Annotated in this window: 33 protein-coding genes; 27 read left to right on the top strand and 6 right to left on the bottom strand. The window is 64.7% G+C overall.

Features of this window, described 5'->3' with window-relative positions; genetic code table 11:
- The first annotated feature begins 56 nt into the window (after window positions 1-56).
- From rplN to rplQ, 18 genes are all read left to right on the top strand, one after another.
- On the top strand, window positions 57-425 hold the full coding sequence (rplN, locus tag AruCF_RS28480) for a 50S ribosomal protein L14 (protein ID WP_006216531.1): 369 nt from the start codon (window positions 57-59) through the stop codon (window positions 423-425).
- Between the two features lie 11 nt (window positions 426-436).
- Complete coding sequence (rplX, locus tag AruCF_RS28475; protein ID WP_006389623.1) at window positions 437-757, top strand: 50S ribosomal protein L24; 321 nt, start codon at window positions 437-439, stop codon at window positions 755-757.
- A 12-nt stretch (window positions 758-769) separates the two neighbouring features.
- Window positions 770-1,309 carry a 50S ribosomal protein L5 gene (gene rplE / locus AruCF_RS28470; protein WP_006389624.1) on the top strand — a complete coding sequence of 180 codons (540 nt, stop codon included), beginning with the start codon at window positions 770-772 and terminating at the stop codon, window positions 1,307-1,309.
- A 12-nt stretch (window positions 1,310-1,321) separates the two neighbouring features.
- Window positions 1,322-1,627, top strand: coding sequence for a 30S ribosomal protein S14 (gene rpsN / locus AruCF_RS28465; RefSeq protein WP_006227037.1), 306 nt, complete (start codon window positions 1,322-1,324; stop codon window positions 1,625-1,627).
- A gap of 10 nt (window positions 1,628-1,637) precedes the next feature.
- Entirely contained in the window at window positions 1,638-2,033 is a 396-nt protein-coding gene (gene rpsH / locus AruCF_RS28460) for a 30S ribosomal protein S8 (RefSeq protein ID WP_006216525.1), read from the top strand.
- A 12-nt stretch (window positions 2,034-2,045) separates the two neighbouring features.
- Window positions 2,046-2,579 carry a 50S ribosomal protein L6 gene (rplF, locus tag AruCF_RS28455; RefSeq protein WP_049077235.1) on the top strand — a complete coding sequence of 178 codons (534 nt, stop codon included), beginning with the start codon at window positions 2,046-2,048 and terminating at the stop codon, window positions 2,577-2,579.
- 21 nt (window positions 2,580-2,600) lie between these two features.
- Window positions 2,601-2,966, top strand: coding sequence for a 50S ribosomal protein L18 (gene rplR, locus AruCF_RS28450; protein ID WP_006389627.1), 366 nt, complete (start codon window positions 2,601-2,603; stop codon window positions 2,964-2,966).
- A 15-nt stretch (window positions 2,967-2,981) separates the two neighbouring features.
- Complete coding sequence (gene rpsE / locus AruCF_RS28445) at window positions 2,982-3,503, top strand: 30S ribosomal protein S5 (RefSeq protein ID WP_006389628.1); 522 nt, start codon at window positions 2,982-2,984, stop codon at window positions 3,501-3,503.
- A gap of 3 nt (window positions 3,504-3,506) precedes the next feature.
- Entirely contained in the window at window positions 3,507-3,692 is a 186-nt protein-coding gene (gene rpmD / locus AruCF_RS28440; RefSeq protein WP_006216520.1) for a 50S ribosomal protein L30, read from the top strand.
- A 9-nt stretch (window positions 3,693-3,701) separates the two neighbouring features.
- Complete coding sequence (gene rplO, locus AruCF_RS28435; protein ID WP_020925824.1) at window positions 3,702-4,142, top strand: 50S ribosomal protein L15; 441 nt, start codon at window positions 3,702-3,704, stop codon at window positions 4,140-4,142.
- A gap of 14 nt (window positions 4,143-4,156) precedes the next feature.
- Window positions 4,157-5,482, top strand: a complete 1,326-nt coding sequence (gene secY / locus AruCF_RS28430) for a preprotein translocase subunit SecY (protein ID WP_006389630.1) — start codon at window positions 4,157-4,159, stop codon at window positions 5,480-5,482.
- Window positions 5,483-5,489: 7 nt separating this feature from the next.
- Window positions 5,490-5,708 carry a translation initiation factor IF-1 gene (gene infA, locus AruCF_RS28425; RefSeq protein ID WP_003806927.1) on the top strand — a complete coding sequence of 73 codons (219 nt, stop codon included), beginning with the start codon at window positions 5,490-5,492 and terminating at the stop codon, window positions 5,706-5,708.
- A 34-nt stretch (window positions 5,709-5,742) separates the two neighbouring features.
- Window positions 5,743-5,856 (top strand): 50S ribosomal protein L36, encoded by a 114-nt coding sequence (gene rpmJ / locus AruCF_RS28420; protein WP_003806928.1) that lies wholly within the window; start codon window positions 5,743-5,745, stop codon window positions 5,854-5,856.
- 43 nt (window positions 5,857-5,899) lie between these two features.
- Entirely contained in the window at window positions 5,900-6,265 is a 366-nt protein-coding gene (gene rpsM, locus AruCF_RS28415; RefSeq protein WP_006389632.1) for a 30S ribosomal protein S13, read from the top strand.
- 15 nt (window positions 6,266-6,280) lie between these two features.
- The gene (gene rpsK / locus AruCF_RS28410; RefSeq protein ID WP_006216516.1) at window positions 6,281-6,682 is read left to right on the top strand and encodes a 30S ribosomal protein S11; all 402 of its coding nucleotides are present in this window, start codon (window positions 6,281-6,283) and stop codon (window positions 6,680-6,682) included.
- Window positions 6,683-6,693: 11 nt separating this feature from the next.
- Window positions 6,694-7,317, top strand: a complete 624-nt coding sequence (rpsD, locus tag AruCF_RS28405) for a 30S ribosomal protein S4 (protein ID WP_006389633.1) — start codon at window positions 6,694-6,696, stop codon at window positions 7,315-7,317.
- Window positions 7,318-7,530: 213 nt separating this feature from the next.
- Window positions 7,531-8,517 (top strand): DNA-directed RNA polymerase subunit alpha, encoded by a 987-nt coding sequence (locus AruCF_RS28400; protein ID WP_006216514.1) that lies wholly within the window; start codon window positions 7,531-7,533, stop codon window positions 8,515-8,517.
- 187 nt (window positions 8,518-8,704) lie between these two features.
- Entirely contained in the window at window positions 8,705-9,097 is a 393-nt protein-coding gene (gene rplQ, locus AruCF_RS28395; RefSeq protein ID WP_006389635.1) for a 50S ribosomal protein L17, read from the top strand.
- 101 nt (window positions 9,098-9,198) lie between these two features.
- Here the strand turns inward: rplQ and AruCF_RS28390 are convergent, their stop codons facing one another.
- Window positions 9,199-9,636 carry an HIT family protein gene (locus tag AruCF_RS28390; protein WP_049077232.1) on the bottom strand — a complete coding sequence of 146 codons (438 nt, stop codon included), beginning with the start codon at window positions 9,634-9,636 and terminating at the stop codon, window positions 9,199-9,201.
- A 119-nt stretch (window positions 9,637-9,755) separates the two neighbouring features.
- Between AruCF_RS28390 and cutA the strand changes: the two genes are divergently transcribed.
- The 3 genes from cutA (at window position 9,756) to AruCF_RS28375 (ending at window position 12,972) form a co-directional block, all read left to right on the top strand.
- Complete coding sequence (gene cutA, locus AruCF_RS28385; protein WP_049077230.1) at window positions 9,756-10,103, top strand: divalent-cation tolerance protein CutA; 348 nt, start codon at window positions 9,756-9,758, stop codon at window positions 10,101-10,103.
- Window positions 10,104-10,135: 32 nt separating this feature from the next.
- The gene (gene dsbD, locus AruCF_RS28380) at window positions 10,136-11,977 is read left to right on the top strand and encodes a protein-disulfide reductase DsbD (protein ID WP_049077228.1); all 1,842 of its coding nucleotides are present in this window, start codon (window positions 10,136-10,138) and stop codon (window positions 11,975-11,977) included.
- A gap of 131 nt (window positions 11,978-12,108) precedes the next feature.
- Window positions 12,109-12,972 (top strand): DMT family transporter, encoded by an 864-nt coding sequence (locus tag AruCF_RS28375; protein WP_049077226.1) that lies wholly within the window; start codon window positions 12,109-12,111, stop codon window positions 12,970-12,972.
- Window positions 12,973-13,098: 126 nt separating this feature from the next.
- On the opposite strand, the gene hemB is transcribed toward AruCF_RS28375, so the two are convergent.
- Complete coding sequence (hemB, locus tag AruCF_RS28370; RefSeq protein WP_049077224.1) at window positions 13,099-14,115, bottom strand: porphobilinogen synthase; 1,017 nt, start codon at window positions 14,113-14,115, stop codon at window positions 13,099-13,101.
- Entirely contained in the window at window positions 14,112-14,735 is a 624-nt protein-coding gene (gene yihA / locus AruCF_RS28365) for a ribosome biogenesis GTP-binding protein YihA/YsxC (protein WP_049077223.1), read from the bottom strand. The genes hemB and yihA overlap by 4 nt, the downstream gene beginning before the upstream one ends.
- Before the next feature lie 255 nt (window positions 14,736-14,990).
- Here yihA and AruCF_RS28360 point away from each other — a divergent pair, with 255 nt between their 5' ends.
- The 3 genes from AruCF_RS28360 to ccsB all read left to right on the top strand — a co-directional run bounded on the left by AruCF_RS28360 (window position 14,991) and on the right by ccsB (window position 19,243).
- Complete coding sequence (locus AruCF_RS28360; protein WP_144419245.1) at window positions 14,991-15,692, top strand: c-type cytochrome; 702 nt, start codon at window positions 14,991-14,993, stop codon at window positions 15,690-15,692.
- Between the two features lie 117 nt (window positions 15,693-15,809).
- Window positions 15,810-17,888, top strand: a complete 2,079-nt coding sequence (locus AruCF_RS28355) for a cytochrome c biogenesis protein ResB (protein ID WP_049077220.1) — start codon at window positions 15,810-15,812, stop codon at window positions 17,886-17,888.
- An 8-nt stretch (window positions 17,889-17,896) separates the two neighbouring features.
- Window positions 17,897-19,243: a c-type cytochrome biogenesis protein CcsB gene (gene ccsB / locus AruCF_RS28350; protein ID WP_049077218.1), complete on the top strand. Its 1,347-nt coding sequence runs from the start codon at window positions 17,897-17,899 to the stop codon at window positions 19,241-19,243.
- 65 nt (window positions 19,244-19,308) lie between these two features.
- Here ccsB and lysA read toward each other — a convergent pair whose 3' ends face one another.
- Together lysA and lptM are read right to left on the bottom strand one after the other, a co-directional pair.
- Window positions 19,309-20,601, bottom strand: a complete 1,293-nt coding sequence (gene lysA, locus AruCF_RS28345) for a diaminopimelate decarboxylase (protein WP_049077216.1) — start codon at window positions 20,599-20,601, stop codon at window positions 19,309-19,311.
- Window positions 20,598-20,765, bottom strand: a complete 168-nt coding sequence (lptM, locus tag AruCF_RS28340; protein ID WP_049078207.1) for an LPS translocon maturation chaperone LptM — start codon at window positions 20,763-20,765, stop codon at window positions 20,598-20,600. The genes lysA and lptM overlap by 4 nt, the downstream gene beginning before the upstream one ends.
- A 55-nt stretch (window positions 20,766-20,820) precedes the next feature.
- Between lptM and cyaY the strand changes: the two genes are divergently transcribed.
- On the top strand, window positions 20,821-21,150 hold the full coding sequence (gene cyaY / locus AruCF_RS28335) for an iron donor protein CyaY (protein WP_049077214.1): 330 nt from the start codon (window positions 20,821-20,823) through the stop codon (window positions 21,148-21,150).
- 48 nt (window positions 21,151-21,198) lie between these two features.
- Here the strand turns inward: cyaY and AruCF_RS28330 are convergent, their stop codons facing one another.
- The gene (locus AruCF_RS28330; RefSeq protein ID WP_049077212.1) at window positions 21,199-23,646 is read right to left on the bottom strand and encodes a penicillin-binding protein 1A; all 2,448 of its coding nucleotides are present in this window, start codon (window positions 23,644-23,646) and stop codon (window positions 21,199-21,201) included.
- A gap of 259 nt (window positions 23,647-23,905) precedes the next feature.
- Here AruCF_RS28330 and AruCF_RS28325 point away from each other — a divergent pair, with 259 nt between their 5' ends.
- Window positions 23,906-24,403: a shikimate kinase gene (locus AruCF_RS28325; RefSeq protein WP_225856743.1), complete on the top strand. Its 498-nt coding sequence runs from the start codon at window positions 23,906-23,908 to the stop codon at window positions 24,401-24,403.
- Window positions 24,400-25,476: a 3-dehydroquinate synthase gene (gene aroB, locus AruCF_RS28320; protein ID WP_049077209.1), complete on the top strand. Its 1,077-nt coding sequence runs from the start codon at window positions 24,400-24,402 to the stop codon at window positions 25,474-25,476. Before AruCF_RS28325 ends, aroB begins: the two co-directional genes overlap by 4 nt.
- The last annotated feature ends 26 nt before the right edge of the window (window positions 25,477-25,502 follow it).

Genomic DNA, 25,502 nt, shown 5'->3' with positions numbered 1-25,502 from the left:
GTGTTCCCTTTTTTGGGGAAAACCGTATTTCCAGTTAAGTTGGAACAGGAAAAATCATGATCCAAATGCAGACCACGCTGGACGTGGCCGATAACACTGGTGCGCGTCATGTCATGTGCATTAAGGTGCTCGGTGGCTCCAAGCGCCGTTATGCCGGTATCGGCGACATCATCAAGGTGAGCGTCAAAGATGCGGCTCCGCGCGGACGCGTCAAGAAAGGCGAAATTTACAATGCCGTGGTGGTTCGTACCGCCAAGGGCGTGCGCCGTAAGGACGGTTCGCTGATTCGTTTCGGTGGCAATGCCGCCGTGTTGCTCAATGCCAAGCTGGAGCCCATCGGCACCCGCATCTTCGGACCCGTTACGCGTGAACTGCGTACCGAGAAGTTCATGAAGATCGTGTCGCTGGCCCCGGAAGTGCTGTAAGGAGCCCTACGATGAACAACATTCGTAAAGGCGACGAAGTCATCGTCCTGACCGGCCGCGACAAGAAGCGTCGCGGTACCGTGCTGGCGCGCGTCGATGCCGACCACGTCCTGGTCGAAGGCGTCAACGTCGTCAAGAAGCACGTGAAAGCCAACCCGATGGCCAACAACCCGGGTGGCATCGTCGAAAAGACCATGCCGATCCACATCTCGAATGTGGCGCTCTTCAACCCCGCCACCGGTCGTGGCGACCGCGTCGGCGTGCAAGAAGTCGAAGGCCGCAAGGTTCGCGTGTTCCGTTCCAATGGTGCCGTTGTCGGCGCCAAGGCGTAAGGGGCGATAGACATGTCTCGTTTGCAAGATTTCTACAAGAGCAAGGTCGCTGGCGACCTGCAGGCCAAGTTCGGCTACAAGAGCGCCATGGAAGTGCCGCGCATCACCAAGATCACCCTGAACATGGGTGTCTCGGAAGCCGTCGCCGACAAGAAGGTCATCGAGCACGCTGTCTCGGACCTGACCAAGATCGCTGGCCAAAAGCCTGTCGTGACCAAGACCAAGAAGGCTATCGCCGGTTTCAAGATCCGCGAAAACTACCCGATCGGTTGCATGGTCACGCTGCGTGGTCAACGCATGTACGAATTCCTGGATCGCCTGGTGGCGGTTGCGCTGCCTCGCGTGCGCGACTTCCGCGGCATCTCGGGTCGTGCTTTCGACGGCCGTGGCAACTACAACATCGGGGTGAAAGAGCAGATCATTTTCCCCGAAATCGAGTACGACAAGATCGACGCGCTGCGTGGGCTGAACATCAGCATCACCACCACCGCGAAGACCGACGAAGAAGCCAAGGCGCTGTTGACGGCCTTCAGCTTCCCGTTCCGTAACTAAGGGGCTGATGACGTGGCTAAACTTTCCCTCATCAATCGCGACATCAAGCGCGCCAAGCTGGCTGACAAGTTCGCCGCCAAGCGCGCTGAGTTGAAGTCGATCATCGACGACCAGTCGAAGACCGACGAAGAACGTTACCAAGCTCGGCTCAAGCTGCAACAGCTGCCGCGCAATGCCAACCCGACGCGTCAACGTAACCGTTGCGTGGTCACCGGTCGTCCGCGCGGTGTGTTCCGCAAGTTCGGCCTGACGCGCCACAAACTGCGTGAAATGGCGATGAAGGGTGAAATCCCCGGCATCACCAAGGCCAGCTGGTAGGAGAAAGAATATGAGCATGAGCGATCCCATCGCCGATATGCTGACCCGCATTCGCAATGCGCAGCAAGTGGACAAAGTTACGGTGAGCATGCCCTCCTCGAAGCTGAAGGCGGCCATTGCCGCCGTGCTGAAGGACGAAGGCTACATCGACAGCTTTGAAATCAAGGGCACCCAGGCCAAGCCTGAGCTCGAGATCACCCTGAAGTACTACGCTGGCCGTCCGGTTATCGAGCGCATCGAACGCGTTTCGCGCCCTGGTCTGCGTATCTACAAGGGCCGTACCAGCATTCCTCAGGTCATGAACGGCCTGGGCGTGGCTATCGTGTCGACCTCGCGCGGCGTCATGACCGACCGTAAGGCTCGCGCCAACGGCGTCGGCGGCGAAGTGCTGTGCTACGTGGCCTAAGGAGAAATTCGAATGTCACGTATCGCTAAGTATCCGGTCGACCTGCCCAAGGGTGTCGAAGCCGACATCAAGCAGGATCAGATCACCGTCAAGGGCCCGCTGGGTTCCCTGACCCAAGCCCTGACTGGCGACGTTACGGTTCAGTTGGACAACGGCAAGCTGACGTTTGTCGCCGCCAACGAAACCCGTCACGCCAACGCCATGTCGGGTACCGTGCGCGCGCTGGTGGCCAACATGGTCAACGGCGTGAGCAAGGGATTCGAGCGCAAGCTGAATCTGGTTGGCGTGGGTTACCGCGCCTCGATTCAAGGCGACGCCGTTAAGCTGCAGCTCGGTTTCTCGCACGACGTTTTGCACAAGTTGCCGGCCGGTATCAAGGCCGAATGCCCCACCCAGACGGAAATCGTCATCAAGGGCTCCAACAAGCAAGTCGTCGGTCAGGTGGCCGCTGAAATCCGCGCGTACCGCGAACCCGAACCCTACAAGGGCAAGGGCGTGCGTTACTCGGACGAACGCGTCGTCATCAAAGAAACCAAGAAGAAATAACGGCGCACGCAAGGACGAATCATGGACAAAAAAGTTTCCCGTTTGCGTCGTGCGGTTCCGACCCGCCGGAAGATCAACGAGCTGCGCGTTCATCGCCTCTCGGTTTTCCGCTCGAACCAGCACATCTACGCCAATATCATTTCGCCGGAAGGCGATCGCGTTCTGGTCAGCGCCTCGACGGTGGAAGCCGAAGTGCGCGCCCAGCTGGCTGGCCAGACCGGCCAAGGTGGCAACAAGGCCGCCGCTTCGCTGGTTGGCAAGCGCGTGGCTGAAAAGGCCAAGGCTGCCGGTATCGAACTGGTCGCTTTCGATCGCTCGGGCTTTCGTTACCATGGCCGCGTGAAAGCGCTGGCCGATGCCGCGCGTGAAGCCGGCCTGAAGTTCTAAGCGAGGATCTGTCAAATGGCTAAAGTACAAGGCAAGAACGCCGCGGAAAAAGAGAACGATGACGGCCTCCGCGAAAAGATGATCGCGGTCAACCGCGTGAGCAAAGTGGTCAAGGGTGGTCGCACCATGAGCTTTGCCGCGCTGACCGTGGTTGGCGATGGCGATGGCCGCGTCGGCATGGGCAAGGGCAAGGCGCGTGAAGTGCCGGTGTCGGTTCAGAAGGCTATGGAACAGGCCCGTCGCGGCATGTTCAAGGTGGCCCTGAAGAACGGCACGCTGCACCACACCGTGGTCGGCAAGCATGGCGCCGCCACCGTGCTGATTTCGCCCGCTGCTGAAGGTACCGGCGTCATCGCCGGCGGCCCGATGCGCGCTATTTTCGAAGTGATGGGTGTGCGTAATGTGGTTGCCAAGAGCCTGGGCTCGAGCAACCCCTACAACATGGTTCGCGCCACGTTGAATGGCCTGCGCGCCTCCCTGACCCCGGCGGATGTTGCTGCCAAGCGCGGCAAGACCGTCGAAGAGATCCTGGGGTAAATCATGGCTCAGAAGCAGATCAAAGTGACCCTCGTGCGCTCCGTGATCGGTACCAAGCAATCGCACCGTGACACGGTTCGCGGTCTGGGCTTGGGCCGTATCAACAGCAGCCGCGTGCTGGTCGATACGCCCGAGGTGCGTGGGATGATCCGTAAGGTGGATTATCTCGTTTCCGTCTCGGAAGCCTAAGGAATCACCATGTCGGATATGCAACTTAATACGCTGAAGCCCGCCGAGGGCAGCAAGCACGCCAAGCGCCGCGTCGGCCGTGGCATCGGTTCGGGTCTGGGTAAGACCGCCGGCCGTGGTCACAAGGGTCAGAAGTCGCGCTCGGGCGGTTTCCATAAGGTTGGCTTCGAAGGCGGTCAAATGCCGCTGCAGCGTCGCCTGCCCAAGCGTGGTTTCACCCCGCTCGGTCAGCACCTGTACGCCGAAGTCCGTCTGTCGGACCTGCAAGCCGTGCCCGTCGACGAAATCGACGTGCAAGTGCTGAAGGCGGCTGGCGTGATTGGCCAGGCGGTTCGTTACGCCAAGGTCATCAAGTCGGGTGAACTCTCGCGCAAGGTCGTGCTCAAGGGCATTACCGCGACGGCTGGCGCTCGCGCCGCCATCGAAGCCGCGGGCGGCTCGCTTGCTTGATCACGAGGTGACGAGTGGCTAACGCGCAGGCATTGGGTAAAACCGGAACGCGGTACGGCGACCTCAAGCGCCGCCTCGTGTTCCTGGTGCTCGCCCTGGTGGTTTACCGTTTGGGTACACACATCCCCGTTCCGGGTATCAACCCGGACGCGCTGGCGGACTTGTTCCGTCAGAACCAGGGCGGGATCCTGGGCCTGTTCAACATGTTCTCGGGCGGGGCGCTCTCGCGCTTCTCGATTTTTGCCCTGGGGATCATGCCGTACATTTCGGCATCCATCATCATGCAGTTGATGTCGGTGGTGGTGCCGTCGCTGGAAGCGCTCAAGAAAGAGGGCGAGGCCGGTCGTCGGAAGATTACCCAATACACCCGCTACGGCACGGTCGTGCTGGCGCTGGTGCAGGCAGTGGGCATTTCGGTTGCGCTTGAGTCCCAGCAGGGACTTGTGATCGATCCGGGCATGCTGTTTCGCTTCACGACCGTCGTGACCCTGGTCACCGGCACCATGTTCGTCATGTGGCTGGGTGAGCAGATCACGGAACGCGGTCTCGGCAACGGGATTTCCATCCTGATCTTCGCAGGTATCGTTGCGGGCCTGCCCGCGGCGCTGGCTGCACTGTTGGACCTGGTCCGCACCAACGCGATGTCCGTGCTGTCGGCACTGTTCATCGTGGCCCTGGTGGTGCTGGTTACCGCTTTTGTGGTGTTCGTGGAACGCGGACAGCGCAAGATCACGGTGAACTACGCCAAGCGTCAGGTCGGCAACAAGGTCTACGGTGGTCAAAGCTCGCACCTGCCGCTGAAGCTGAACATGGCCGGGGTGATTCCGCCGATCTTCGCGTCGTCGATCATCCTGTTCCCGGCCACGATCACGAGCTGGTTCTCCAGCAGTGAGAACATGCGCTGGCTTAGCGACCTGGCTGCGGCCCTGTCGCCTCGTCAACCGCTCTACATCACGCTGTATTCGGTCGCGATTATTTTCTTCTGCTTTTTCTACACGGCTCTGGTGTTCAACAGCCGCGAAACGGCGGACAACCTGAAGAAGAGTGGTGCGTTTGTTCCGGGCATCCGTCCGGGCGAACAGACGGCCCGCTACATCGACAAGATCCTGATGCGTCTGACGCTCGCAGGTGCCATCTACATCACGTTGGTATGCCTGTTGCCGGAATTCCTGGTGATGCGGTGGAACGTCCCCTTCTACTTCGGTGGTACGTCTCTGTTGATTATTGTGGTGGTGACGATGGATTTCATGGCGCAGGTCCAGGCCTACATGATGTCTCACCAGTACGACTCGTTGCTCAAGAAGGCTAACTTCAAGGGCGCGGGTTTGCCGATGCGGTAAGCAAAAGATGTCCAAGGACGACGTCATTCAGATGCAAGGCGAGGTTCTTGAGAACCTCCCGAACGCGACATTTCGCGTCAAGCTCGAAAACGGCCACGTGGTGTTGGGCCATATTTCCGGCAAGATGCGTATGCATTACATCCGGATCCTGCCGGGTGACAAGGTCACAGTGGAGCTCACGCCCTATGACCTGACGCGAGCCAGGATTGTTTTCCGCTCCAAGTGAGCGAAACCGGATTACGGAAAATTAGGAGTCAACCATGAAAGTAATGGCATCGGTTAAGCGGATCTGCCGCAACTGCAAAGTTATCAAACGTCACGGCGTGGTGCGCGTTATCTGCACCGACCCGCGTCACAAGCAGCGTCAAGGCTAACTCGGGTTAGCGACTACGCAACGGATTTATTCAAGGAACAGTCATGGCCCGTATTGCTGGCATTAACATTCCGCCGCATCAGCACGCCGAGATCGGCCTGACCGCCATTTTTGGCATCGGTCGTACGCGCGCTCGCAAGATCTGCGAAGCGGCTAACGTCCCGTTTGACAAAAAGGTCAAGGATCTGAGCGACGCTGAACTGGAACGCGTCCGCGAACACGTTGGTGTGTTCACGGTCGAAGGTGACCTGCGTCGTGAAGTGCAGCTCTCGATCAAGCGTTTGATCGACCTGGGAACCTACCGCGGCATGCGCCACAAGCGCGGCCTGCCCGTGCGCGGCCAGCGCACTCGCACCAACGCCCGCACCCGCAAGGGCCCGCGTCGTGCTGCTGCGTCCCTGAAGAAATAATCGAGGAACTGGATTATGGCGAAAGCTTCCACCAGCGGCGCTTCGCGCGTGCGCAAAAAGGTCAAGAAGAACGTCTCGGACGGCATCGCGCACGTTCACGCTTCGTTCAACAACACCATCATCACCATCACCGACCGTCAGGGCAACGCTTTGTCGTGGGCCACGTCGGGCGGTGCTGGCTTCAAGGGTTCGCGTAAGTCGACCCCGTTCGCCGCGCAGGTCGCCGCTGAAACGGCCGGCCGTGTCGCGCTGGAATACGGCATCAAGACGCTGGAAGTGCGTATCAAGGGCCCCGGCCCCGGCCGTGAATCGTCGGTCCGCGCCCTGAACGCGCTGGGCATCAAGATCTCGTCCATCGCCGACATCACGCCCGTTCCGCACAACGGCTGCCGTCCGCCGAAGCGTCGTCGTATCTAAAGGGAATCCACATGGCACGTTATATTGGACCCAAATGCAAGCTCTCGCGCCGCGAGGGTACTGACCTGTTCCTGAAGAGCGCCCGCCGCTCGCTGGATTCCAAGTGCAAGCTGGATTCCAAGCCTGGCCAACACGGCCGCACTTCGGGTGCCCGCACTTCCGACTACGGCCTGCAGCTGCGCGAAAAGCAAAAGCTCAAGCGCATGTACGGCGTGCTGGAAAAGCAATTCCGCAAGTACTTCGCTGAAGCCGAGCGTCGCCGTGGCAACACCGGCGAAACGCTGATCCAGCTGCTGGAATCGCGCCTGGACAACGTCGTCTACCGCATGGGCTTCGGCTCGACCCGCGCCGAAGCTCGCCAGCTGGTGAGCCACCGCGCCATCGAACTGAACGGCCACACCGCCGACATCGCTTCGATGCTGGTCAAGGCTGGCGACGTCATCTCGATCCGCGAAAAGGCCAAGAAGCAAGGCCGTATCAAGGAATCGCTCGACCTGGCCACCAGCATCGGCATCCCCCAGTGGGTGGAAGTCGACACGACCAAACTGACCGGCACGTTCAAGTCGGCTCCCGATCGCGCTGACGTCGCTCGCGACATCAACGAATCGATGGTCGTCGAACTGTACTCGCGTTAATCACGCCTGCCGGCGCCTCCTTCGCAAGGTGCTGGCACGCTGGTTTCGCGACCGGTTTGCAAGTCTCGCAGCAGCCCGCTTTCCGCCTTTTGGCGGGGCGGGCTTTGCGGTAAGTATCGGGCGGCTTTTTGCGCTGCCCGCGTTTCACGTTTCAACCTGTCCATCAGCCTTATCGGTGTAACGAGCCGAGGGTATTGAAAAGGAACACAGTACATGTCCACTCAAGGTTTCCTGAAGCCGCGCTCCATTGAAGTCGAACCGGTCGGCACTCACCATGCCAAGATCGTGATGGAGCCGTTCGAGCGCGGCTACGGCCATACGCTGGGCAACGCCCTGCGCCGCATCCTGCTGTCTTCGATGACCGGCTACGCGCCGACCGAAGTCCAGATGACGGGCGTGGTGCACGAATACTCGACCATCCCGGGCGTTCGCGAAGATGTCGTCGACATCCTGCTGAACCTGAAGGGCGTGGTCTTCAAGCTGCACAACCGTGACGAAGTCACCCTGGTCCTGCGCAAGACCGGCGCCGGCACCGTGCTGGCCAGCGACATCGAGCTGCCGCACGACGTCGAGATCATCAACCCCGGCCACGCCATCTGCAACCTGACGGACGCGGGCAAGCTGGAAATGCAGATCAAGGTCGAGAAGGGCCGCGGCTACGTGCCGGGCAACGTGCGCGCGCTGTCGGAAGACCGCACCCACACCATCGGCCGCATCGTCCTGGACGCCTCGTTCAGCCCGGTCCGCCGCGTCAGCTACGCGGTTGAAAGCGCCCGCGTGGAACAGCGCACCGACCTGGACAAGCTGGTCCTGGACATCGAAACCAACGGCGTCATCTCGCCCGAGGAAGCGGTGCGCCAGTCGGCTCGCATCCTGATGGACCAGATCTCGGTCTTCGCCGCCCTGGAAGGCGCCGGCGATTCGTACGAAGCCCCGGTCCGCGGCACGCCGCAGATCGACCCGGTGCTGCTGCGTCCGGTCGACGACCTGGAGCTGACGGTGCGTTCGGCCAACTGCCTGAAGGCCGAAAACATCTACTACATCGGCGACCTGATCCAGCGCACCGAGAACGAACTGCTCAAGACCCCGAACCTGGGTCGCAAGTCGCTCAACGAGATCAAGGAAGTCCTGGCCGCACGCGGCCTGACGCTGGGCATGAAGCTCGAAAACTGGCCCCCGCTGGGCCTGGAGCGTCCGTAAGTCTTGCAGGGTGGCGCCCCTCTCGCGGGGGCGTTTCCCGCGGCGCCCGGCTTCACCGCCGGGCGGTTTGCGAAACCGTCGTAAAATGCACCGTTTTCCACCGGACCGCGGCCTGATCGCAGGTTGATAGAAGAGCCGGATAACCCGATGGCGGAAACGCCTTCATTAGATTCAAAGGATACTTATCATGCGTCACGGTAATGGCTTGCGTAAGCTCAACCGCACCAGCAGTCACCGTCTTGCCATGTTCCGCAACATGGCCGTTTCGTTGATCACCCACGAAGCCATCAAGACCACGCTGCCCAAGGCGAAAGAACTGCGCCGCGTCATCGAACCCCTGATCACGCTGGGTAAAGAACCCACCCTCGCGAACAAGCGTCTGGCTTTTGCCCGTCTGCGCGATCGCGACGCCGTGGTGAAGCTGTTCGCCGAAATCGGCCCGCGCTACGCGGCCCGCAACGGCGGCTACACCCGCGTGCTGAAGATGGGTTTCCGTCAAGGCGACAACGCGCCCATGGCTTTCATGGAGCTGGTCGACCGTCCGGAAGTCGATGAGGCCGCTGAGGACAGCGCCGAATAAGTTTCGGTGTCTAGATAAGCGACAAGGGCGGGTCTTCGGACCCGCCCTTGTTTTTTGCGCGGCGCTTGCGGGCCGTCCAGGCGGCGCAGGCGCGCCGCACGCTATGAGGCGTACAGTTCCCCTCGCAATTGCGCGGCGGTGGCCGCCAGGGCCTCCTGGGGCGCCTGCGGCGGCATGCGGAAGGTCAGGTCCTGCTGCTCGATGTACTGGGTCGAGGTGACGTCCTGTGGATGATGCATCGGGATCACGTGCGCATGGGTATGCGCGACGTGGATGCCGGTAAAGGCGAAGCCGACGCGGTCCACGCCGTACAGCCGCTTCATGTGGCGGCCGAGCTTCTGCCCCAGGTTGACGATATGGCCGGCCAGGTCGGCGGGCATGTCCTCGTAGTAGGGATAGTGCTGCTTGGGGATGATGAGCGTGTGGCCGGGGCGCACCGGCTGGATGTCCAGGAAGGCCATCAGGCGGTCGTCTTCGTGGATGATGTGGGCCGGGATCTCGTGGCGGGCGATGCGGCAGAACAGGCAGTTATCGGACATGCTTGCCTCGGAGGGAATGGGTGCGCGGTGGCCGCGGGTCTGACTGTCGGCGGGCGTGGGCGGCGATACCGATAAAATACCCCGAGTTACATCCCACACGGGTATTCCCAGGAGGCTCCATGTTGCGCGATGACGACGTCGTGCTGGTCATCAGCAATGCGCCGGACCTGTTGCTGGCCAAGCGCATCGCCCACGTGCTGGTCGAGGATGGCCTGGCCGCCTGCGTGAACCTTGGGGCGCCGGGGCTGTCCATCTACCAGTGGCAAGGCGAGGTGGAAGGGGCCGAGGAAATCCCCATCCACATCAAGACCACCTACGCGCGCCACCCGGCCGTGGTCCAGGCCCTGGCGCAGATGCATCCCTACGACGTGCCCGAAATCATCGTGCTGCCGGTCATCGGCGGCGCGGCGCCCTATCTTGACTGGGTGCGCCAGCAGACGGCCATCGAGCAGAACAAGAGAGACTGATGTTGCAACCCGCGGTCCGAACCGGCGCACCGATGCGTGCCTTTTTTCCCAAGCTGCTGGCGCTGCTGGCCATGGCCATGCTGTGGCTGGCCTGGCACGCGCCGGCGCGCGCCGAGGCCGAGTTCCTCGAACCCGAAAAGGCCTTCGTCTTCAGCGCGGCGATGGCCACGCCGGATACCGTCGAGTTGCGCTTCCGGGTGGCGCCGGGCTATTACATGTACCGCGAGCGCTTCGGCATCAGCATCAGTCCGCTGGGCGCGGCCACGCTGGGCGAGCCGGTCTACCCCAAGGGCGACGTCAAATACGACCCGACCTTCGAGAAGGACATGGAGGTCTATCACCAGGACGTGCTGATCCGCGTGCCGGTGACGCCAGGCGGCCAGCCGTTCACGCTGACGCTGACCGGCCAGGGCTGCGCCGATGCCGGCCTGTGCTATCCGCCGATGGATAGCAGCGTGAAGCTGACGCCGGTGGCGGGCGGCTACGCGCTGGCGGGCGGCGGCGGCGCCTCGGCCGCGCCGGCGGCTTCGGGCGGCGGCCTGAGCGCGCTGGTGAACGCGGGCGACACCGGCCTGGCCGATGCCCTGGGCGGACTGGGCTGGATCAAGACGGCCGGCGTGTTCCTGGTGCTGGGCCTGCTGCTGGCGTTCACGCCCTGCGTGCTGCCCATGATTCCCATCCTGTCCTCGATCGTGCTGGGCGGCGCCAGCCAGGAACGTCCGACGCGCAGCCGCGGCCTGGCGCTGGCAGCGACCTACGTGCTGGGCATGTCGGTGGTCTATACCGCGCTGGGCGTGGCCGCCGGCTTGAGCGGCGCGGGCCTGGCCGCGTGGCTGCAGACGCCGTGGATCCTGACGCTGTTCGCGATCCTGCTGGCGGTGCTGGCGCTGGCGATGTTCGATGCCTTCACCTTCCAGATGCCGTCCGGCATCCAGGCGCGGCTGGCCGAGCGGTCGTCGCGCATTCCAGGCGGCCGTTACACCGGCGCGTTGCTGATGGGCGCGCTGTCGGCGCTGATCGTCGGGCCGTGCGTGGCCGCACCGCTGGCCGGCGCATTGTTGTACATCTCGCAGACTGGCGACGTGGTGTTGGGGGGCTCGGCCCTGTTCGCGATGGCGTGGGGCATGGGCGTGCCGCTGCTGATCGTCGGCGCCTCGTCGGGCGCGCTGCTGCCCAAGGCCGGGCCGTGGATGGATGGTGTCAAGCGGCTGTTCGGCATGCTGCTGCTGGCGACGGCTTGGTGGATGCTGATTCCGGTGGTGCCGACCTGGGTGCAGATGACGGGCTGGGCCTTCCTGGCGATCGTCGGCGCGGTGATGCTGCGCGCGTTCGACGCGTTGCCGGCGGGCGCCGGCTCGGCGCGCATGTTCGGCAAGGGCATCGGCCTGCTGCTGGCCCTGGCCGCCGCCGCGTGGCTGATTGGCGCGGCCAGCGGCGGCCGCGACGTGCTGCAGCCGCTGTCGCATTTTGCCTCCGGCGGCCCGGCGGCCTCGGGCGCCGCCGCGCATGCTGGCGAGCTGCAGTTCAAGCGCGTGCGCAACAACGCCGAGCTGGACGCGCTGCTGGCCGCGAGCACGCAGCCGGTGATGCTGGACTTCTACGCCGACTGGTGCGTGTCGTGCCGCGAGATGGAGCGCTTCACCTTCACCGATCCGGGCGTGGCGCAACGCATGGCCGGCATGTTGCTGGTGCAGGCCGACGTGACCGCCAACAATGCCGACGATCGGGCGTTGCTCAAGCGTTTCCGCCTGTTCGGCCCGCCGGGGATCATGTTCTTCGAACCCGGCGGCAAGGAATTGCCGGACGCGCGCGTGGTGGGCTTCCAGGACGCCAAGCGCTTCACCGAGTCGCTGGACCGCGTGCTATTGCGTTGAGCGGCGGCCGGCCGCTACCATGAGGGTTCGCGCCGCGTGGGCGGCGCCTCCAACCCCTCAGGCCGGCGCCCGTGACGTCTCCGACAGTCGATGCAAGCCAGGACCGCACCGGTCTGATCTATCTGCAATTGATGTTCGTGATGGCCACCTGGGGCCTGAACATCGTCTCCATCAAGTATCTGACGCAGCACATGGATATCCGCGCCCTGGCGGCCTTGCGGATCGCCGTGGCGTTCGTCGCCGTCACCCTCATCGTCAAGGCGCGGCGCGGCCGCATTCCGAAGCTGGGACGCGTGGAACTGGCCTGGGTGGCGCTGGCGGGCTTCCTGGTGGTGTATGCGCACCAGACCGCGCTGGTGTACGGGCTGCAGTTCTCGTCGGCCGCCAACGGCACGCTGCTGATGGCCACCAGCCCCTTGCTGTCGGCGCTGCTGGCGGCCCTGTTCTATCGCGAGCGGCTGACATGGCTGCGCATCGCCGGCGCCTTGCTGGGCCTGGCCGGCGTGGCGATGGTGGTGGTGGGCAGCGGCGCGCAGATTGGCCTGACCGGCTGGGGCGACGCCATCGTGTTCCTGGCAGTGGCGGTGTTCGTGTTCGGCGGGCTGGTGATCCAGCGCATCTCGCGCACGCTCGATCCGCTGGCGATGCTCTGGTACATGTACCTGGCCGGCGGCCTGATGCTGATGGTGCACGCGGCGATGACGCCATCGTCGTATGACGCGGACAACTGGAGCATGACGTGGTGGCCGTGGCTGGTGCTGCTGTTCTCGGCGGTGATCGCCTCGGGTGTCAGCAACATCCTGTGGAACGCGGGCATCGCCCGGTTGGGCATCAGCCGCGCGGCGCTGTTCGTGAACTGGCTGCCGATCTTCGGCCTGCTGTTCGCCGCGCTGTTCCTGGACGAGCACGTCACGCTGGTGCACGTGGCGGGGCTGGCCTGCATTCTCAGTGGTACCTGGCTGGGCCTGCGCCGCGGCGCGCCGGCGTCGCGTTGAAACCGCGGCGGGCCGCGAGGGCCCGCCGGTAGTTGGCGTTGCATGGGCGCGTTTCGTGTGCGCGTTTCATGCCGAGGCGCGCGGATGACGAGCGGGACAGGGCCGAGCAGGCCCCGCCAGCCGGGATCAGCGCTGCTGCTTGAGCAGCCGCGCCGCTTCGATCGCGAAGTACGTCAGGATGCCGTCGGCGCCGGCGCGCTTGAACGCCAGCAGCGCTTCCATCATGACCTTGTCGTGGTCCAGCCAGCCATTGGCGGAAGCCGCCTTGATCATCGCGTATTCACCGCTCACCTGGTAGGCGAAGGTCGGCACGCGGAAGGTGTCCTTGACGCGGCGCAGCACGTCCAGGTACGGCATGCCGGGCTTGACCATGACCATGTCGGCGCCTTCCTGCAGGTCGGCCGCGACTTCGCGCAGCGCTTCGTCCAGGTTGCCCGGGTCCATCTGGTAGGCCATCTTGTTGGACTTGCCCAGATTGGTGGCCGAGCCCACGGCGTCGCGGAACGGGCCGTAGAAGGCGCTGGCGTACTTGGCCGAGTACGCCATGATCTGGGTGTGGATGTAGCCGTTGGCCTCCAGTGCGCGACGCACGGCGCCGATGCGGCCGTCCATCATGTCGCTGGGGGCGACCATGTCGACGCCGGCCGCGGCCTGCGTCAACGCCTGCTTGACGAGGATCTCGACGGTCGGCTCGTTCACGACGTAGCCGTTTTCATCAATGACGCCGTCCTGGCCGTGGCTGGTGTAAGGGTCCAGCGCCACGTCGCACAGCACGCCCAGGTCGGGAAATTGCTTCTTCAGCTCGCGCACCACGCGCGGGATCAGTCCGTCGGGGTTGGTGGCTTCGATGCCGTCGGGGGTCTTGAGCGCCGGGTCGATGGCGGGAAACAGCGACAGCACCGGGATGCCCAGCGCCACGCATTCCTCGGCCACCGGCAGCAACGTATCCAGCGAATAGCGCACCACGCCCGGCAGCGACGGCACGGCCTGTTTCAGCCCGCTGCCCTCGGCCACGAAGACCGGATAGATCAGGTCGTTGACGGTGAGGGCGTTCTCGCGCACCAGGCGGCGCGTGTAGTCGTCGCGGCGCAGGCGGCGGGGGCGGGAAACCGGGAAGTCGGGGGTGATGATCTGCGGGTTCATGGTACGACCTTGGGAGAAATCCAGTTTTCTATGTGCGCGCCAGCTTCTTCCAGGCCGATGCGCTCCGGCGCCGAGAAGGGGATGGTGTGCAGGGCGCCGATGTCCGCCAGGTCTTTGCGCACCGAGAACACGGTGCGCACGCGCTGGCCGTAGGGCAGCTTGTCGGCTTTGGTGAGCAGCGCCAGCACCGGGCGTCCGGTGGGGGCGATGAAATTGGCCAGGCGGCGGTCCAGTTCGGTGACGCCGCGGCGGATGTCGATGAGCAGCACGATGCCGGCCAGCGATTCGCGGTCGCGCAAATAACCGCCCAGGATGTCGGCCCACTTTTCCTTTTCGTCGCGGGCCACGGAGGCATAGCCGTAGCCGGGCAGGTCGACCAGATAGCCGATGTGGCCTTCGGGGTTCAACGGGTCGGGCAGGCCGAACATGTTGATCAGGCGCGTGCGGCCCGGCGTCTTGCTGGAGAAGGCGAGACGGCGCTGGTTGCACAGCACGTTGATGGCCGTGGACTTGCCGGCGTTGGAGCGGCCGACGAAGCAAACCTCGGGCGCGTCAGGAGGCGGCAACTGGTCGAGGCGAGCGGCCGACGTGAGAAAAGAGGCGCGATGTAGGAGGGACACGGGTGGCTTTGGATACGGTTGGTTTCGAGCCCTATTGTATAATCCGGCGTTTGCAACAGTGGTCCCCGTGCGCGGAGCCGTCTCTTTTGCTTACCGTTGAGGGCATTTCGTACCCGCCGGTCATCCGGCTTCGCAGGTACACCCGCCTTTGACGCGCAGGCAAATGGGCAAATCAGGTTCGATACGGTTTTCCAGATGTGCGGGCAGGCGTGGGCGCCTTTTTGCGCCTTGATCGATGTGATCGTCGAGGTCTTCATGAAGCGTGTGCTGTCCCGGATGTTGGTTGCGAGCGGGCTGTTGCTCGGCGCCTCCGCCTTTTCTACTACTAGCTTCGCCGCTGACGGCGCCGCGGGCCCGGCCAAGCCGGATGCCGCCAAGGGCGGGCAGCTGTTTGACCAGGGCGATGCCTCGCGCGGCATCATCGCCTGTGCGTCCTGTCATGGCGCGGCGGGTAACAGCACCATCCCGGTGAACCCCAACCTGGCCGCGCAACCCCACGAATACCTGGTCAAGCAGTTGACCGACTTCCAGGTCAAGCAGGGCGCCAAGCTGCCGGTGCGCAATGGCCCCGGCGGCAATCCGACCCCCATGACCGCCATGGCGCAGAACCTGACGCCGGCAGACATGCAGAACATTGCGCTGTATCTGGCGCAGCAGCCGCTGAAAGAACCCGCCACGGCCGGCCAGGAGAAGTTGGTTGACCTGGGTCAAAAGATCTGGCGCGGCGGTTTGCCCGAGCGCAATGTTCCGGCCTGTGCCGCATGCCATTCTGCCAATGGCGCGGGCATTCCGGGCCAGTACCCCCGCCTGTCGGGCCAGTTCCCCATGTACATCGAAGAGCAGCTCAAGCTGTTCCGCAGCGGCGATCGCGCCAACGACGTGATGCACGCCGTGGCCGACCGGATGTCGGATGCCGACATCAAGGCCGTGGCGGACTACGCGGCTGGCCTGCGGTAGCCGTACGCCGGCACGCGCGCGGCTGGTCCGCGTTCACGCAACCTGGCATGGCGGAACCTGATTCCGTCATGCGCTGTCTACGAGGGGGGTAGCCGATCGCGCGGCCCCCCTTTTTTCATGAATTCGACTCAGACACACTCCCGTCCCTCCCTGCGCAGCCTGCCCCGCGATCTATTTGAATTGCTAGGCTCGATGCGTTTCGCCGTCAGCCTGCTGATGTTCATCTGCGTGGCGAGCCTGGTGGGGACGGTTCTGCAGCAAAACCGCTCGTCCAACAACTACATCGACCAGTTCGGGCCGTTCTGGTTCGAGGTGTTCGACAAGTTCTCGATCTGGCACGTCTACAACAGCTGGTGGTTCCTGCTGATCATGGCGTTCCTGGTCATCTCGACGTCCGTCTGCCTGATCCGCAACGCGCCCAAGATGCTGCGCGACGCGCGTTCGTTCCGCGAGCACGTGCGCGGCGGCAGCCTGCGGGCCTTTCCGCACCGGGTCGAGACCGAGGCGCCCACCGACGTGCCGCGCACCGCGGCCGGCCTGACCGCGCTGCTCAAGCGCATGGGCTACGCGGTGCGCGAGCGCCAGGACAGCACGGGCGTGCTGCTGGCGGCCAAGAAGGGCAGCGCCAACCGGCTGGGTTACGTGTTCGCCCACGCCGCCATGGTCATCATCTGTATCGGCGGCCTGCTCGACAGCGAGCTGCCGGTGCGCCTGCAGGTGATGTTCGGCGGCAAGAAGCCGATCGTCGAGAACATGCTGATTTCCGAGGTGCCGGAGAGCGGCAGGCTGTCGGTCAACAATCCGAGTTTCCGCGCCAGCGTGCTGGTGCCGGAGAATGGCCAGGCCAGCACGGCGGTGGTGATGGTGGGGGATGGCGCCCTGGTGCAGCCGATGCCTTTCACCCTCAAGTTGAAGAAATTCGTCGTCGATTACTACTCGACGGGCATGCCCAGCCGCTTCGCCAGCGAAGTGGAGGTGACGGATCCGGATACGGGCAAGAGTTTCGATTCCACCATCGAGGTCAATGAACCGCTGCGCTTCAAGGGCATGACGGTCTACCAGTCCAGCTTCGATGACGGCGGCAGCACGGTGGTGCTCAAGGGTTATCCGCTGGTGGGTACGGCCAACACCACGTTCACAGTCGATGGTACCGTGGGCAAGACTGCGGAAGTAAGCGCTAACACTGCGCGTGGCCCGCGCAGCATGGGCGTGGAGATCACGGCCCTGCGCCCGATCAACGTCGAGGACCTGACCCGCGGCGAGCCCAAGGGGGGCAACCAGAGCTTCGCTGAGCACGTGGCTTCGGTGGCCGGCAGCGCGGCGGGCAAGAAGAACGAAAACCTGCGCAATGTGGGCCCCAGCGTCGAATACAAGCTGATCGACGACGCCGGCCAGGCGCATGAATTCCAGAATTACATGCTGCCGGTCCAGCTGGACGGCGCCAGCGTGTTCCTGGCCGGCGTGCGCAACAACGCCTCGGAGCCGTTCCGCTACCTGCGGATCCCGGCGGACGATGAGGGTTCGGTGGCCGAATTCATGCGCTTGCGCGCCGCGCTCGCCGACCCGACGGCGCGCCAGGAGGCGGCGCGCCGCTTCGCGGAGCGCAACAGCCCGAGCGGCGCCGATCGCCAGCCGCTGCAGACGGCCGCCGAGCGCGCCCTGGAAACCTACGCCGGCGGCGGCCTGCAGGCCGTGGCGGCGTTCCTGCAGGCCAACACGCCGGCGACCGACCTGGAGCGCGCGGCGGACGTGGTGATCCGGCTGATCGGCGCCAGCATGAACGAGCTGCGCGCGGTCGAGCGCGAACGCGCCGGCCTGCCGCCCGTGGCCACCGAGGGGCCCGAGGCCGAGCGCGCGGCGCTGTGGTCGCGCCTGTCGGTCGCGGCGCTGTCCGACCTGACCGTCTACCCGGCGCCGGTATTCTTCTCCCTGGCCGATTTCAACCACGTGCAGGCCAGCGTGTTCCAGGTCAGCCGCACGCCGGGCAAGAATACGGTCTACCTGGGCAGCCTGCTGCTGGTGCTGGGCGTGTTCTCGATGTTCTATATTCGGGATCGTCGTGTCTGGATCTGGATCAAGCCGCAGGAAGGCGGCAGCGGCATCCTGGCGGCGATGACTTCGCAGAAGCGTACACTCGACTTCAACCAGGAGTTCGATCGCTTCAAGCAGGCGCTGCTGCGCCAGAAAGGGTCTTAAGGTTTCCTATGTCCACGACGACCACCACGCATTCCCCCACGCCCGACAACCTCTGGCAGGACAGCCTGTCCGAGACCGGTGACAGCCGCGCGCAGCGTGGCCGGCCGGACTGGACTGACATCGTGTTCTTCCTGCTGCTGGCGGTGGGCGCCGGTTTCGCCCTGACGCGCTTCAGCGGCGCCATGGACTACTACGAGAAGATCATCCTGTGCGGCACCGTGCCGGTGCTGGCCTGGATGGGCTGGCTGTGGCGGCCCCTGCGCCGCCTGATGCTGGCCTGTGCGATCGCGGCCGGCCTGGCGCTGATGCTCTACGGCAACGATCTGGCGCGGGCCGAGCAGGTGTTCTTCCTGAAATACCTGTTCTCGTCGCAATCGGCCATCCTGTGGATGAGCGCGCTGTTCGCGCTGGCCATGGTCTGTTACTGGATCGGCTTCTTCAGCCCGACCGCGGCCTGGCTGGGCACGGCCCTGACCTGGGGCGCGGTGTTCGCGGGCGTCACCGGCCTGCTGGTGCGCTGGCGCGAGGGCCATCTGATGGGCCCCGACCTGGGCCACATCCCGGTCAGCAACCTGTACGAAGTGTTCGTGCTGTTCGCGCTGATCACGGCGTTGTTCTATCTTTACTACGAACGCAAGTACGCCACGCGCGCGCTGGGCGGCTTCGTGCTGCTGGTGGTGACCTCGGCGGTGGTGTTCCTGCTGTGGTATTCGTTCACGCGCGACGCCGGGCAGATCCAGCCGCTGGTGCCGGCGCTCAAGAGCTGGTGGATGAAGCTGCACGTGCCGGCCAACTTCATCGGCTACGGCACCTTCTCGCTGGCGGCGATGGTCGGCTTTGCCTACCTGGTCAAGCAGCACGGCCAGACCTCGTCGTGGCTCAAGCTGGCGCCGCTGTTCGTGCTGGGCGTGCTGCTGTGCGCCGAGCCGATGGTGTTCCGCACCGACGGCCTGTCGGCCACCTGGATGCTGTATTTCGGCATCGGCGCCGTGATCGTCGGCGCCATCCTGCTGGGCCGGCGCCGCATCGCCGCCGCGCTGCCGCCGCTGGAGGTGCTGGACGACATCATGTACCGCGCCATCGCCATCGGCTTCGCCTTCTTCACCGTGGCGACCATCCTGGGCGCGCTGTGGGCTGCGGACGCCTGGGGCGCGTACTGGCAGTGGGACCCCAAGGAAACCTGGGCGCTGATCGTCTGGCTGAACTACGCAGCCTGGCTGCACATGCGTTTGATCAAGGGCCTGCGCGGCACGATGGCGGCCTATTGGGCGCTGACGGGTCTGCTGATCACCGGCTTCGCCTTCCTGGGCGTGAACATGTTCCTGTCGGGGCTGCATTCCTACGGGCAGCTGTAATTCCAGCCCTCATGGCTAAAGGCCCCGTCTCGACGGGGCCTTTTTTCATGCGTGGCAGGAGAGGTTCAGGGCAGCGTCGATTCGCCGCGCAGCAGGTCGTCCAGCGTTTCGCGCTGGCGCACCACGTGATAGTGGTCGCCGTCGACCATGACCTCGGCCGCGCGCGGGCGGGTGTTGTAGTTGCCGGCCATGGTCATGCCGTAGGCGCCGGCTGATTCCAGCGCCAGCACGTCGCCTTGCTCGATGACCAGCGCGCGCTGGCGCGCGAGCCAGTCGGCGCTTTCGCAGACCGGGCCGACGACGTCATAGTCGAGCGCATCGCCGGCGCGCGGCAGCAATGGCCGCAAGCCGTGCCAGGCATCGTACAGCGCCGGCCGCAGCAGGTCGTTCATGGCGGCGTCGACGATGGCGAAATTGCGCGCCTCGCCGTGCTTGAGGTATTGGACGGTGGTCAGCAGCAGGCCGGCGTTGCCCACCAGCGAGCGGCCGGGCTCCAGCACCAGGCGCAAATGGCCCTGGCCGCGCGCCTGCAGACGCTGGAACACGCCGTCCAGCAACGCCTTGGGCGAGGGCGGTATTTCATCGCTGTAGCGGATGCCCAGGCCGCCGCCCAGGTCCAGGTGCGACAGGCGGATGCCGATGCCTTCCAGGTCGGCGACCAGATCGAGCAGCTTTTCCAGCGCATCAAAATAGGGACTGATGTCGGTCAGCTGCGATCCGATATGGCAGTCCAGGCCGGTGACTTCCAGGCCGGGTAGCAGCCGGGCGCTGCGATAGGCGTCCAGCGCCGCCCCGATGGGGATGCCGAACTTGTTTTCCTTGAGGCCGGTGGAAATGTAGGGGTGGGTCTGTGCGTCGACGTCCGGGTTGACCCGCAGCGCCACCCTGGCGCGCCGGCCGGCTTCCTGGGCTACGTCGGACAGCCGCTGCAGCTCGGCTTCGGATTCGACGTTGAAGCACATGACGCCGGCATGCAGGGCCGCGCGCATTTCCCAGGCCTGCTTGCCGACGCCGGAGAAAACGATGCGGGCGGGGTCGGCGCCGACGGCCAGGGCGCGCTTGAGTTCGCCACCAGAGACGATATCGAAGCCGGCGCCGAGGCGGGCGAATTCCTTCAGGACGGCCAGGTTGGAGTTGGCCTTCATGCCGTAGCAGACCAGCACGGGCCGCTGGCCGACAGCGCTGTGGTAGGTGTTCCAGGCGGCTCGCAGCGCCGCGCGGGAGTAGACGTAGAGCGGCGTTCCCAGTTGCTCGGCCAGATGGTCCAGCGGCACGTCTTCGGCGTACAGCACGTTGTTGCGGTACTGGAAGAACGGGCGCCCGGCCAGGTCGGGCGGAACCGGGAACGCGGCGGTCATGGCAGCGAGGGCGCGGACGGTATCTGCGGCACCTGGGGCGTGGTCTGGCCCTGCCCGGCGGGTGGCGGCTTGCCGTCGGGCGTGGGCATGTACAAAGGACCCTTGTAGCCGCAGGCCGCAACCATGCCGGTCGCCACGAGCGTGGCTACAATGCGAAGAGACATGCGGCTGAATGCCAATTGGAACACTGGGAACTCCGTAATTCTTGCAGGCTCGATTATGACCGAATCCGAATTTCTTGCGTTGATCGACCAGGTGCTGAACAGCATCGAAAGCCAGGCCGATGACTGGGCGGCTTCGCTCGACGTCGACGTCGAAACCAGCCGCAGCGGCAATGTGCTGACGATGGTGTTCGAGGACAATACCCACGTGGTGGTGAACAGCCAGGCCGCCATGCAGGAACTGTGGGTGGCCGCGCGCAGCGGCGGCTTCCACTATCGCTACGACGGCCAACACTGGAACGATACCCGAGGCGGCCCGAATCTGCCCGATGCGCTATCGCAGATCTGTTCGGCCGCGGCCGGCGTGCCCGTCACGATCCGACTGTAGCGTTCAACAAAAAAAAGCCGGCGAAATCGCCGGCTTTTTTCATTCCGTTCAGAACGGGATCTTCTGCGACCAGGGCTGGGCACTCTGCGTGCCCACGCCAGGCGCGACCTTGATGCGGTTGTCCTCGCCGCTGTCGCTGTTCAGGCCGTTCAGGAACTCGCCCAGGGTATCCGCCTGCGGCAGGCCCAGGCGGGCCACCGCCTGGCCGGGCGGGAATTCCGAGAAGTAGTACTCGCCATTCTCGACGATGATGCCGTCGGGACGGGGGCGCGGCTTTTCTTCCGGCACGCCCTTGAGCACGTCCTGCATGTAGTCGACCCAGATCGGCATGGCCACGCCGCCGCCGGTTTCGCGCGAACCCAGCGACTTGGGCTGGTCGAAGCCGAGCCAGGCGGTGGCCACCAGCGACGGCGTGTAGCCCGAGAACCAGGCGTCCACGGATTCGTTGGTGGTGCCGGTCTTGCCGGCGATGTCGTTGCGCTTGAGCAGCACGCGGGCGCGGGCGGCGGTGCCGTAGGTGGCCACGCCGCGCAGCACGTCGTCCATGATCCAGGCGGTGCGCGGGTCGATGGCGCGGGCCGCGGCGTCGCCGGCCACGGTGGGCTTGGCCTGCATCACGATCTTGCCGCTGCTGTCGGTGACGCGGTCGATCAGGTAGGGCGTGACGCGATAGCCGCCGTTGGCGAACACCGAGAACGCGCCGGCCAGTTGCAGCGGGGTCACCGAGCCGGCGCCCAGCGCCAGCGGCAGCACCGCGGGCTGGCGCGCCTTGTCGAAACCGAAGCGGGTCAGGTAGTCCTGCGCGTACTGCGGACCGATGGCCTGCAGGATGCGGATCGAGACCATGTTCTTGGACTTGTACAGGCCCTGGCGCAGCGTCAGCATGGGCTCGTACTGGTTGCCGTAGTTCTTCGGGTTCCAGGCCTTGGAGCCGGTCTGCGCCGCGGTCAGCTCGAACGGCTGGTCGGAGATCTGCGTGGCCGGCGTCAGGCCGCGCTCAAGCGACGCGGCGTAGATGAACGGCTTGATGTTCGAGCCGGGCTGGCGCCAGGCCTGCGTCACGCGGTTGAAGTTGCCGCGGTAGAAGTCGAAGCCGCCGACCATGGCGCGGATCGCGCCGTCCTGCGGCGACAGTGCCACGAACGCCGCCTGCACCGACGGCAGGTTGATGATTTCCCAGTTGTCGCCCAGCTTGCGGATGTAGACCACCGAGCCGCGCTTGATGCGCTGCTCGGGCTTGGCCTTGTCGTTGAGCGCGCGCGCCACCACGCCCAGCACCTTCTTGTCGGTGACGGTGATGATCTCGCGCGAGCTGCGCGCCAGCTTCACTTCGGTGGGGCTGGCCGACAGCACCAGCGCGGTCAGCAGGTCGCCGCTGTCGCTGAACTTGTCGAACACGCCGTCCAGGAATTCGTCCAGGGCCTGCGGGTTGTTTTCGGTGCCCGGGGGCAGGTCGAGCTGTTCCTCGGGGCCGGGGTAGGGCGCGCGGCGGGTGTATTCCAGCACGCCTTCGCGCACGGCGCGGTAGGCCGCTTCCTGGTCCTTGGACTGGACCGTGGTGTAGATGTTGATGCCGCGCGAATAGACGTTGTCCTGGTACACGTTGAACAGCAGTTGGCGCGCCAGTTCGGCCACGTATTCGCCATGGATGCTGTAGCCGCCGGCCGGCGTGCCTTCGGCCGACTTCATGACGATCTGCTGCGCCATCGCCGTCTTGTATTCAGGCTCGGTCAGGTAGCCGAGCGACAGCATGCGGCCCAGCACGTAGCGCTGGCGCAGCTCGGCGCGGGGGCGGTTGGAGATCGGGTTGAAGCGCGACGGGGCCTTGGGGATGCCCGCCAGCATGGCGGCTTCGGCCGGGGTTACTTCGGATAGCGGCTTGCCGAAATAGGTGCGCGAGGCGGCGGCGAAGCCGTAGGCGCGGTGACCCAGGTAGATCTGGTTCATGTAGAGCTCGAGGATCTGGTCCTTGGTGAGCTCCGATTCGATCTTGAACGTCAGCAGCAGTTCGTAGAACTTGCGCGAGTACGTCTTTTCCGACGACAGGTAGAAGTTACGCGCCACCTGCATGGTGATCGTGCTGGCCCCCTGCGTCTTGGACATGTTGATCAGGTTGGTCAGGCCGGCGCGCACCACGCCGGTCCAGTCGATCCCGCCGTGCTGGTAAAAGCGGTCGTCTTCGGCCGCCAGCACCGCGGACTTCATCACGTCCGGGATTTCATTGAAGCGCAGCACGTTGCGGCGTTCTTCGCCGAATTCGCCGATGAGCACCTTGTCCGCCGTGTAGACGCGCAGCGGCACCCGCGGGCGGTAGTCCGTCATGGCGTTCAGGTCCGGCAGGTTGGGCCAGGCCAGCGCCAGCGCCATGCCCGCCAGCAGCACGCCGCACAGGAACAGGCCGGCAAAGAAAATGCCGGTCTTGACGAAAAAACGCAATATCGGGGAACCGTTATTGGCGGGCTTGTCTTTTTTGGAGGAATTCTGCGGCTTGCTCATCGCGGCGATTTTACGGGTATCTCCGGTCCCGCCTCAGTGTGGCGGATCGGTTTCTGTAACAAGATAGTTCAGTGTGGTGCGCGGGCAACTTGGCGGCAGATGTGATAATGCCGTCATGAACTTTTCCGCTCATTCATGTCCGGAGGCTGACCCGGACCCGGCGCCCTCCGGCGAGGCGCCCGAAAACCCGCCTTGCGCCTCGGAGTGCCTGGGCAAGACCGTGTCGTTGCCGCACGACCTGCCCATCTTCCTGGTGGGGATGATGGGGGCGGGCAAGACGACCATCGGCCGTGGCCTGGCGCGTGCCCTGGGGCGCGATTTTATCGATCTGGACCATGAGCTCGAGGCGCGTTGCGGCGTACGGGTGCCGGTAATCTTTGAAATCGAGGGTGAGGCCGGTTTCCGTCGCCGGGAATCCGCCGCCCTGGAAGAGTGTACCCAACGGCGCAACATAATTCTCGCCACCGGTGGCGGCGCCATCCTGGCCGCCGAGAACCGGTTGCGCCTGCGCGAGCGGGGCATCGTGGTCTATTTGAGGGCCAGCGTGGACGAATTGTTCCGCCGCACCTGCCGCGACCGCAACCGGCCGCTGCTGGCCACCGCCGATCCGCGCGGCACGCTGCGCGACCTCATGACCCTGCGCGAGCCCCTCTACAAGGAAGTCGCCGACCTGGTGGTGGAAACCGGCTCCATGCCCATCCACACCCTGGTCAAGGCGCTCCTGCCGCAATTACAAGCCTTCGAGAAGCAGATATGAACGTTGTTGAGGTCGACACCCCGGGCGGACAGTACCCCATCCGCATCGCGCCGGGGCGCCTGGATGCCCTGGACGAAAGCATCCCCGCCGACGCCACCGCCATCGCGGTGGTGACCAACCCGACCGTGGCGGCGCTGTATGGCGAGCGCGCCGAAGCCGCCCTGGCGCGCACCGGCAAGCGGGTGCTGCGCATCGAGCTGCCCGACGGCGAGTCGTACAAGGACTGGCAATCGCTGAACCTGATCTTCGACGCGCTGCTGGGCAATCGCCTGGACCGCCGCTGCGTGCTGGTGGCCCTGGGCGGCGGCGTGATTGGCGACATGACCGGCTTTGCCGCCGCGGTGTACATGCGCGGGGTGCGTTTCGTGCAGGTGCCCACGACCCTGCTGGCCCAGGTCGATTCGTCGGTCGGCGGCAAGACGGCCGTGAACCATCCGCTCGGCAAGAACATGATCGGCGCGTTCTACCAGCCGCTGGCGGTCGAGATCGACACCGCCGTGCTGGCCACGCTGCCGGCGCGCGAAGTGTCGGCCGGCCTGGCCGAAGTCATCAAGTACGGCCTGATCCTGGATCCGGAATTCTGGACCTGGTGCGAACAGAATGCGCGGAAATTGCGCAGCCTGGACCCGCAGGCCATCGCCTACGCCATCCGCCGCTCGTGCGAGCTGAAGGCGCAGGTGGTGGGCAAGGACGAACGCGAATCCGGCCTGCGCGCCATCCTGAACCTGGGCCACACCTTCGGCCACGCCATCGAAGCGGGCCTGGGCTATGGCGCCTGGCTGCACGGCGAGGCGGTCGGCTGCGGCATGGTGCAGGCGGCGGAACTGTCGGCCGACGTGGCCGGCTTCCCCCGCGCCGACGTGGCCCGCGTGCGCGCCCTGGTCGAAGCCATCGGCTGTCCCGTGGTCGCGCCCGACCTGGGAGCCGATCGCTGGCTCGACCTGATGCAGGTCGACAAGAAGACCGAGGGCGGCGAGATCCGCTACGTGCTCATGACCCGCATCGGCGAAGCGATGATGCGGGCGGCGCCGGCCGATGCCGTGCGCGCCGTACTGGCCCGAACCACTCAATAAAGATCGCTGGAGAGACGGTGTCGCAG

Source organism: Achromobacter ruhlandii (genome assembly GCF_002082135.1).
Lineage (GTDB): Bacteria > Pseudomonadota > Gammaproteobacteria > Burkholderiales > Burkholderiaceae_B > Achromobacter > Achromobacter ruhlandii.
Note: the sequence above shows the minus strand (reverse complement) of the source record. Positions and strands in the feature narration are given on the sequence as shown.

Bases quoted from the DNA above. Each gene is read 5' to 3' on its own strand.
- rplN (WP_006216531.1), top strand. From the start codon at position 57: ATGATCCAAATGCAGACCACGCTGGACGTGGCCGATAACACTGGTGCG.
- rplX (WP_006389623.1), top strand. From the start codon at position 437: ATGAACAACATTCGTAAAGGCGACGAAGTCATCGTCCTGACCGGCCGC.
- rplE (WP_006389624.1), top strand. From the start codon at position 770: ATGTCTCGTTTGCAAGATTTCTACAAGAGCAAGGTCGCTGGCGACCTG.
- rpsH (WP_006216525.1), top strand. From the start codon at position 1,638: ATGAGCATGAGCGATCCCATCGCCGATATGCTGACCCGCATTCGCAAT.
- rplF (WP_049077235.1), top strand. From the start codon at position 2,046: ATGTCACGTATCGCTAAGTATCCGGTCGACCTGCCCAAGGGTGTCGAA.
- rplR (WP_006389627.1), top strand. From the start codon at position 2,601: ATGGACAAAAAAGTTTCCCGTTTGCGTCGTGCGGTTCCGACCCGCCGG.
- rpsE (WP_006389628.1), top strand. From the start codon at position 2,982: ATGGCTAAAGTACAAGGCAAGAACGCCGCGGAAAAAGAGAACGATGAC.
- rpmD (WP_006216520.1), top strand. From the start codon at position 3,507: ATGGCTCAGAAGCAGATCAAAGTGACCCTCGTGCGCTCCGTGATCGGT.
- rplO (WP_020925824.1), top strand. From the start codon at position 3,702: ATGTCGGATATGCAACTTAATACGCTGAAGCCCGCCGAGGGCAGCAAG.
- infA (WP_003806927.1), top strand. From the start codon at position 5,490: ATGTCCAAGGACGACGTCATTCAGATGCAAGGCGAGGTTCTTGAGAAC.
- rpmJ (WP_003806928.1), top strand. From the start codon at position 5,743: ATGAAAGTAATGGCATCGGTTAAGCGGATCTGCCGCAACTGCAAAGTT.
- rpsM (WP_006389632.1), top strand. From the start codon at position 5,900: ATGGCCCGTATTGCTGGCATTAACATTCCGCCGCATCAGCACGCCGAG.
- rpsK (WP_006216516.1), top strand. From the start codon at position 6,281: ATGGCGAAAGCTTCCACCAGCGGCGCTTCGCGCGTGCGCAAAAAGGTC.
- rpsD (WP_006389633.1), top strand. From the start codon at position 6,694: ATGGCACGTTATATTGGACCCAAATGCAAGCTCTCGCGCCGCGAGGGT.
- AruCF_RS28400 (WP_006216514.1), top strand. From the start codon at position 7,531: ATGTCCACTCAAGGTTTCCTGAAGCCGCGCTCCATTGAAGTCGAACCG.
- rplQ (WP_006389635.1), top strand. From the start codon at position 8,705: ATGCGTCACGGTAATGGCTTGCGTAAGCTCAACCGCACCAGCAGTCAC.
- AruCF_RS28390 (WP_049077232.1), bottom strand. From the start codon at position 9,636: ATGTCCGATAACTGCCTGTTCTGCCGCATCGCCCGCCACGAGATCCCG.
- cutA (WP_049077230.1), top strand. From the start codon at position 9,756: ATGTTGCGCGATGACGACGTCGTGCTGGTCATCAGCAATGCGCCGGAC.
- dsbD (WP_049077228.1), top strand. From the start codon at position 10,136: ATGCGTGCCTTTTTTCCCAAGCTGCTGGCGCTGCTGGCCATGGCCATG.
- AruCF_RS28375 (WP_049077226.1), top strand. From the start codon at position 12,109: ATGTTCGTGATGGCCACCTGGGGCCTGAACATCGTCTCCATCAAGTAT.
- hemB (WP_049077224.1), bottom strand. From the start codon at position 14,115: ATGAACCCGCAGATCATCACCCCCGACTTCCCGGTTTCCCGCCCCCGC.
- AruCF_RS28360 (WP_144419245.1), top strand. From the start codon at position 14,991: ATGAAGCGTGTGCTGTCCCGGATGTTGGTTGCGAGCGGGCTGTTGCTC.
- AruCF_RS28355 (WP_049077220.1), top strand. From the start codon at position 15,810: ATGAATTCGACTCAGACACACTCCCGTCCCTCCCTGCGCAGCCTGCCC.
- ccsB (WP_049077218.1), top strand. From the start codon at position 17,897: ATGTCCACGACGACCACCACGCATTCCCCCACGCCCGACAACCTCTGG.
- lysA (WP_049077216.1), bottom strand. From the start codon at position 20,601: ATGACCGCCGCGTTCCCGGTTCCGCCCGACCTGGCCGGGCGCCCGTTC.
- lptM (WP_049078207.1), bottom strand. From the start codon at position 20,765: ATGTCTCTTCGCATTGTAGCCACGCTCGTGGCGACCGGCATGGTTGCG.
- cyaY (WP_049077214.1), top strand. From the start codon at position 20,821: ATGACCGAATCCGAATTTCTTGCGTTGATCGACCAGGTGCTGAACAGC.
- AruCF_RS28330 (WP_049077212.1), bottom strand. From the start codon at position 23,646: ATGAGCAAGCCGCAGAATTCCTCCAAAAAAGACAAGCCCGCCAATAAC.
- AruCF_RS28325 (WP_225856743.1), top strand. From the start codon at position 23,906: ATGATGGGGGCGGGCAAGACGACCATCGGCCGTGGCCTGGCGCGTGCC.
- aroB (WP_049077209.1), top strand. From the start codon at position 24,400: ATGAACGTTGTTGAGGTCGACACCCCGGGCGGACAGTACCCCATCCGC.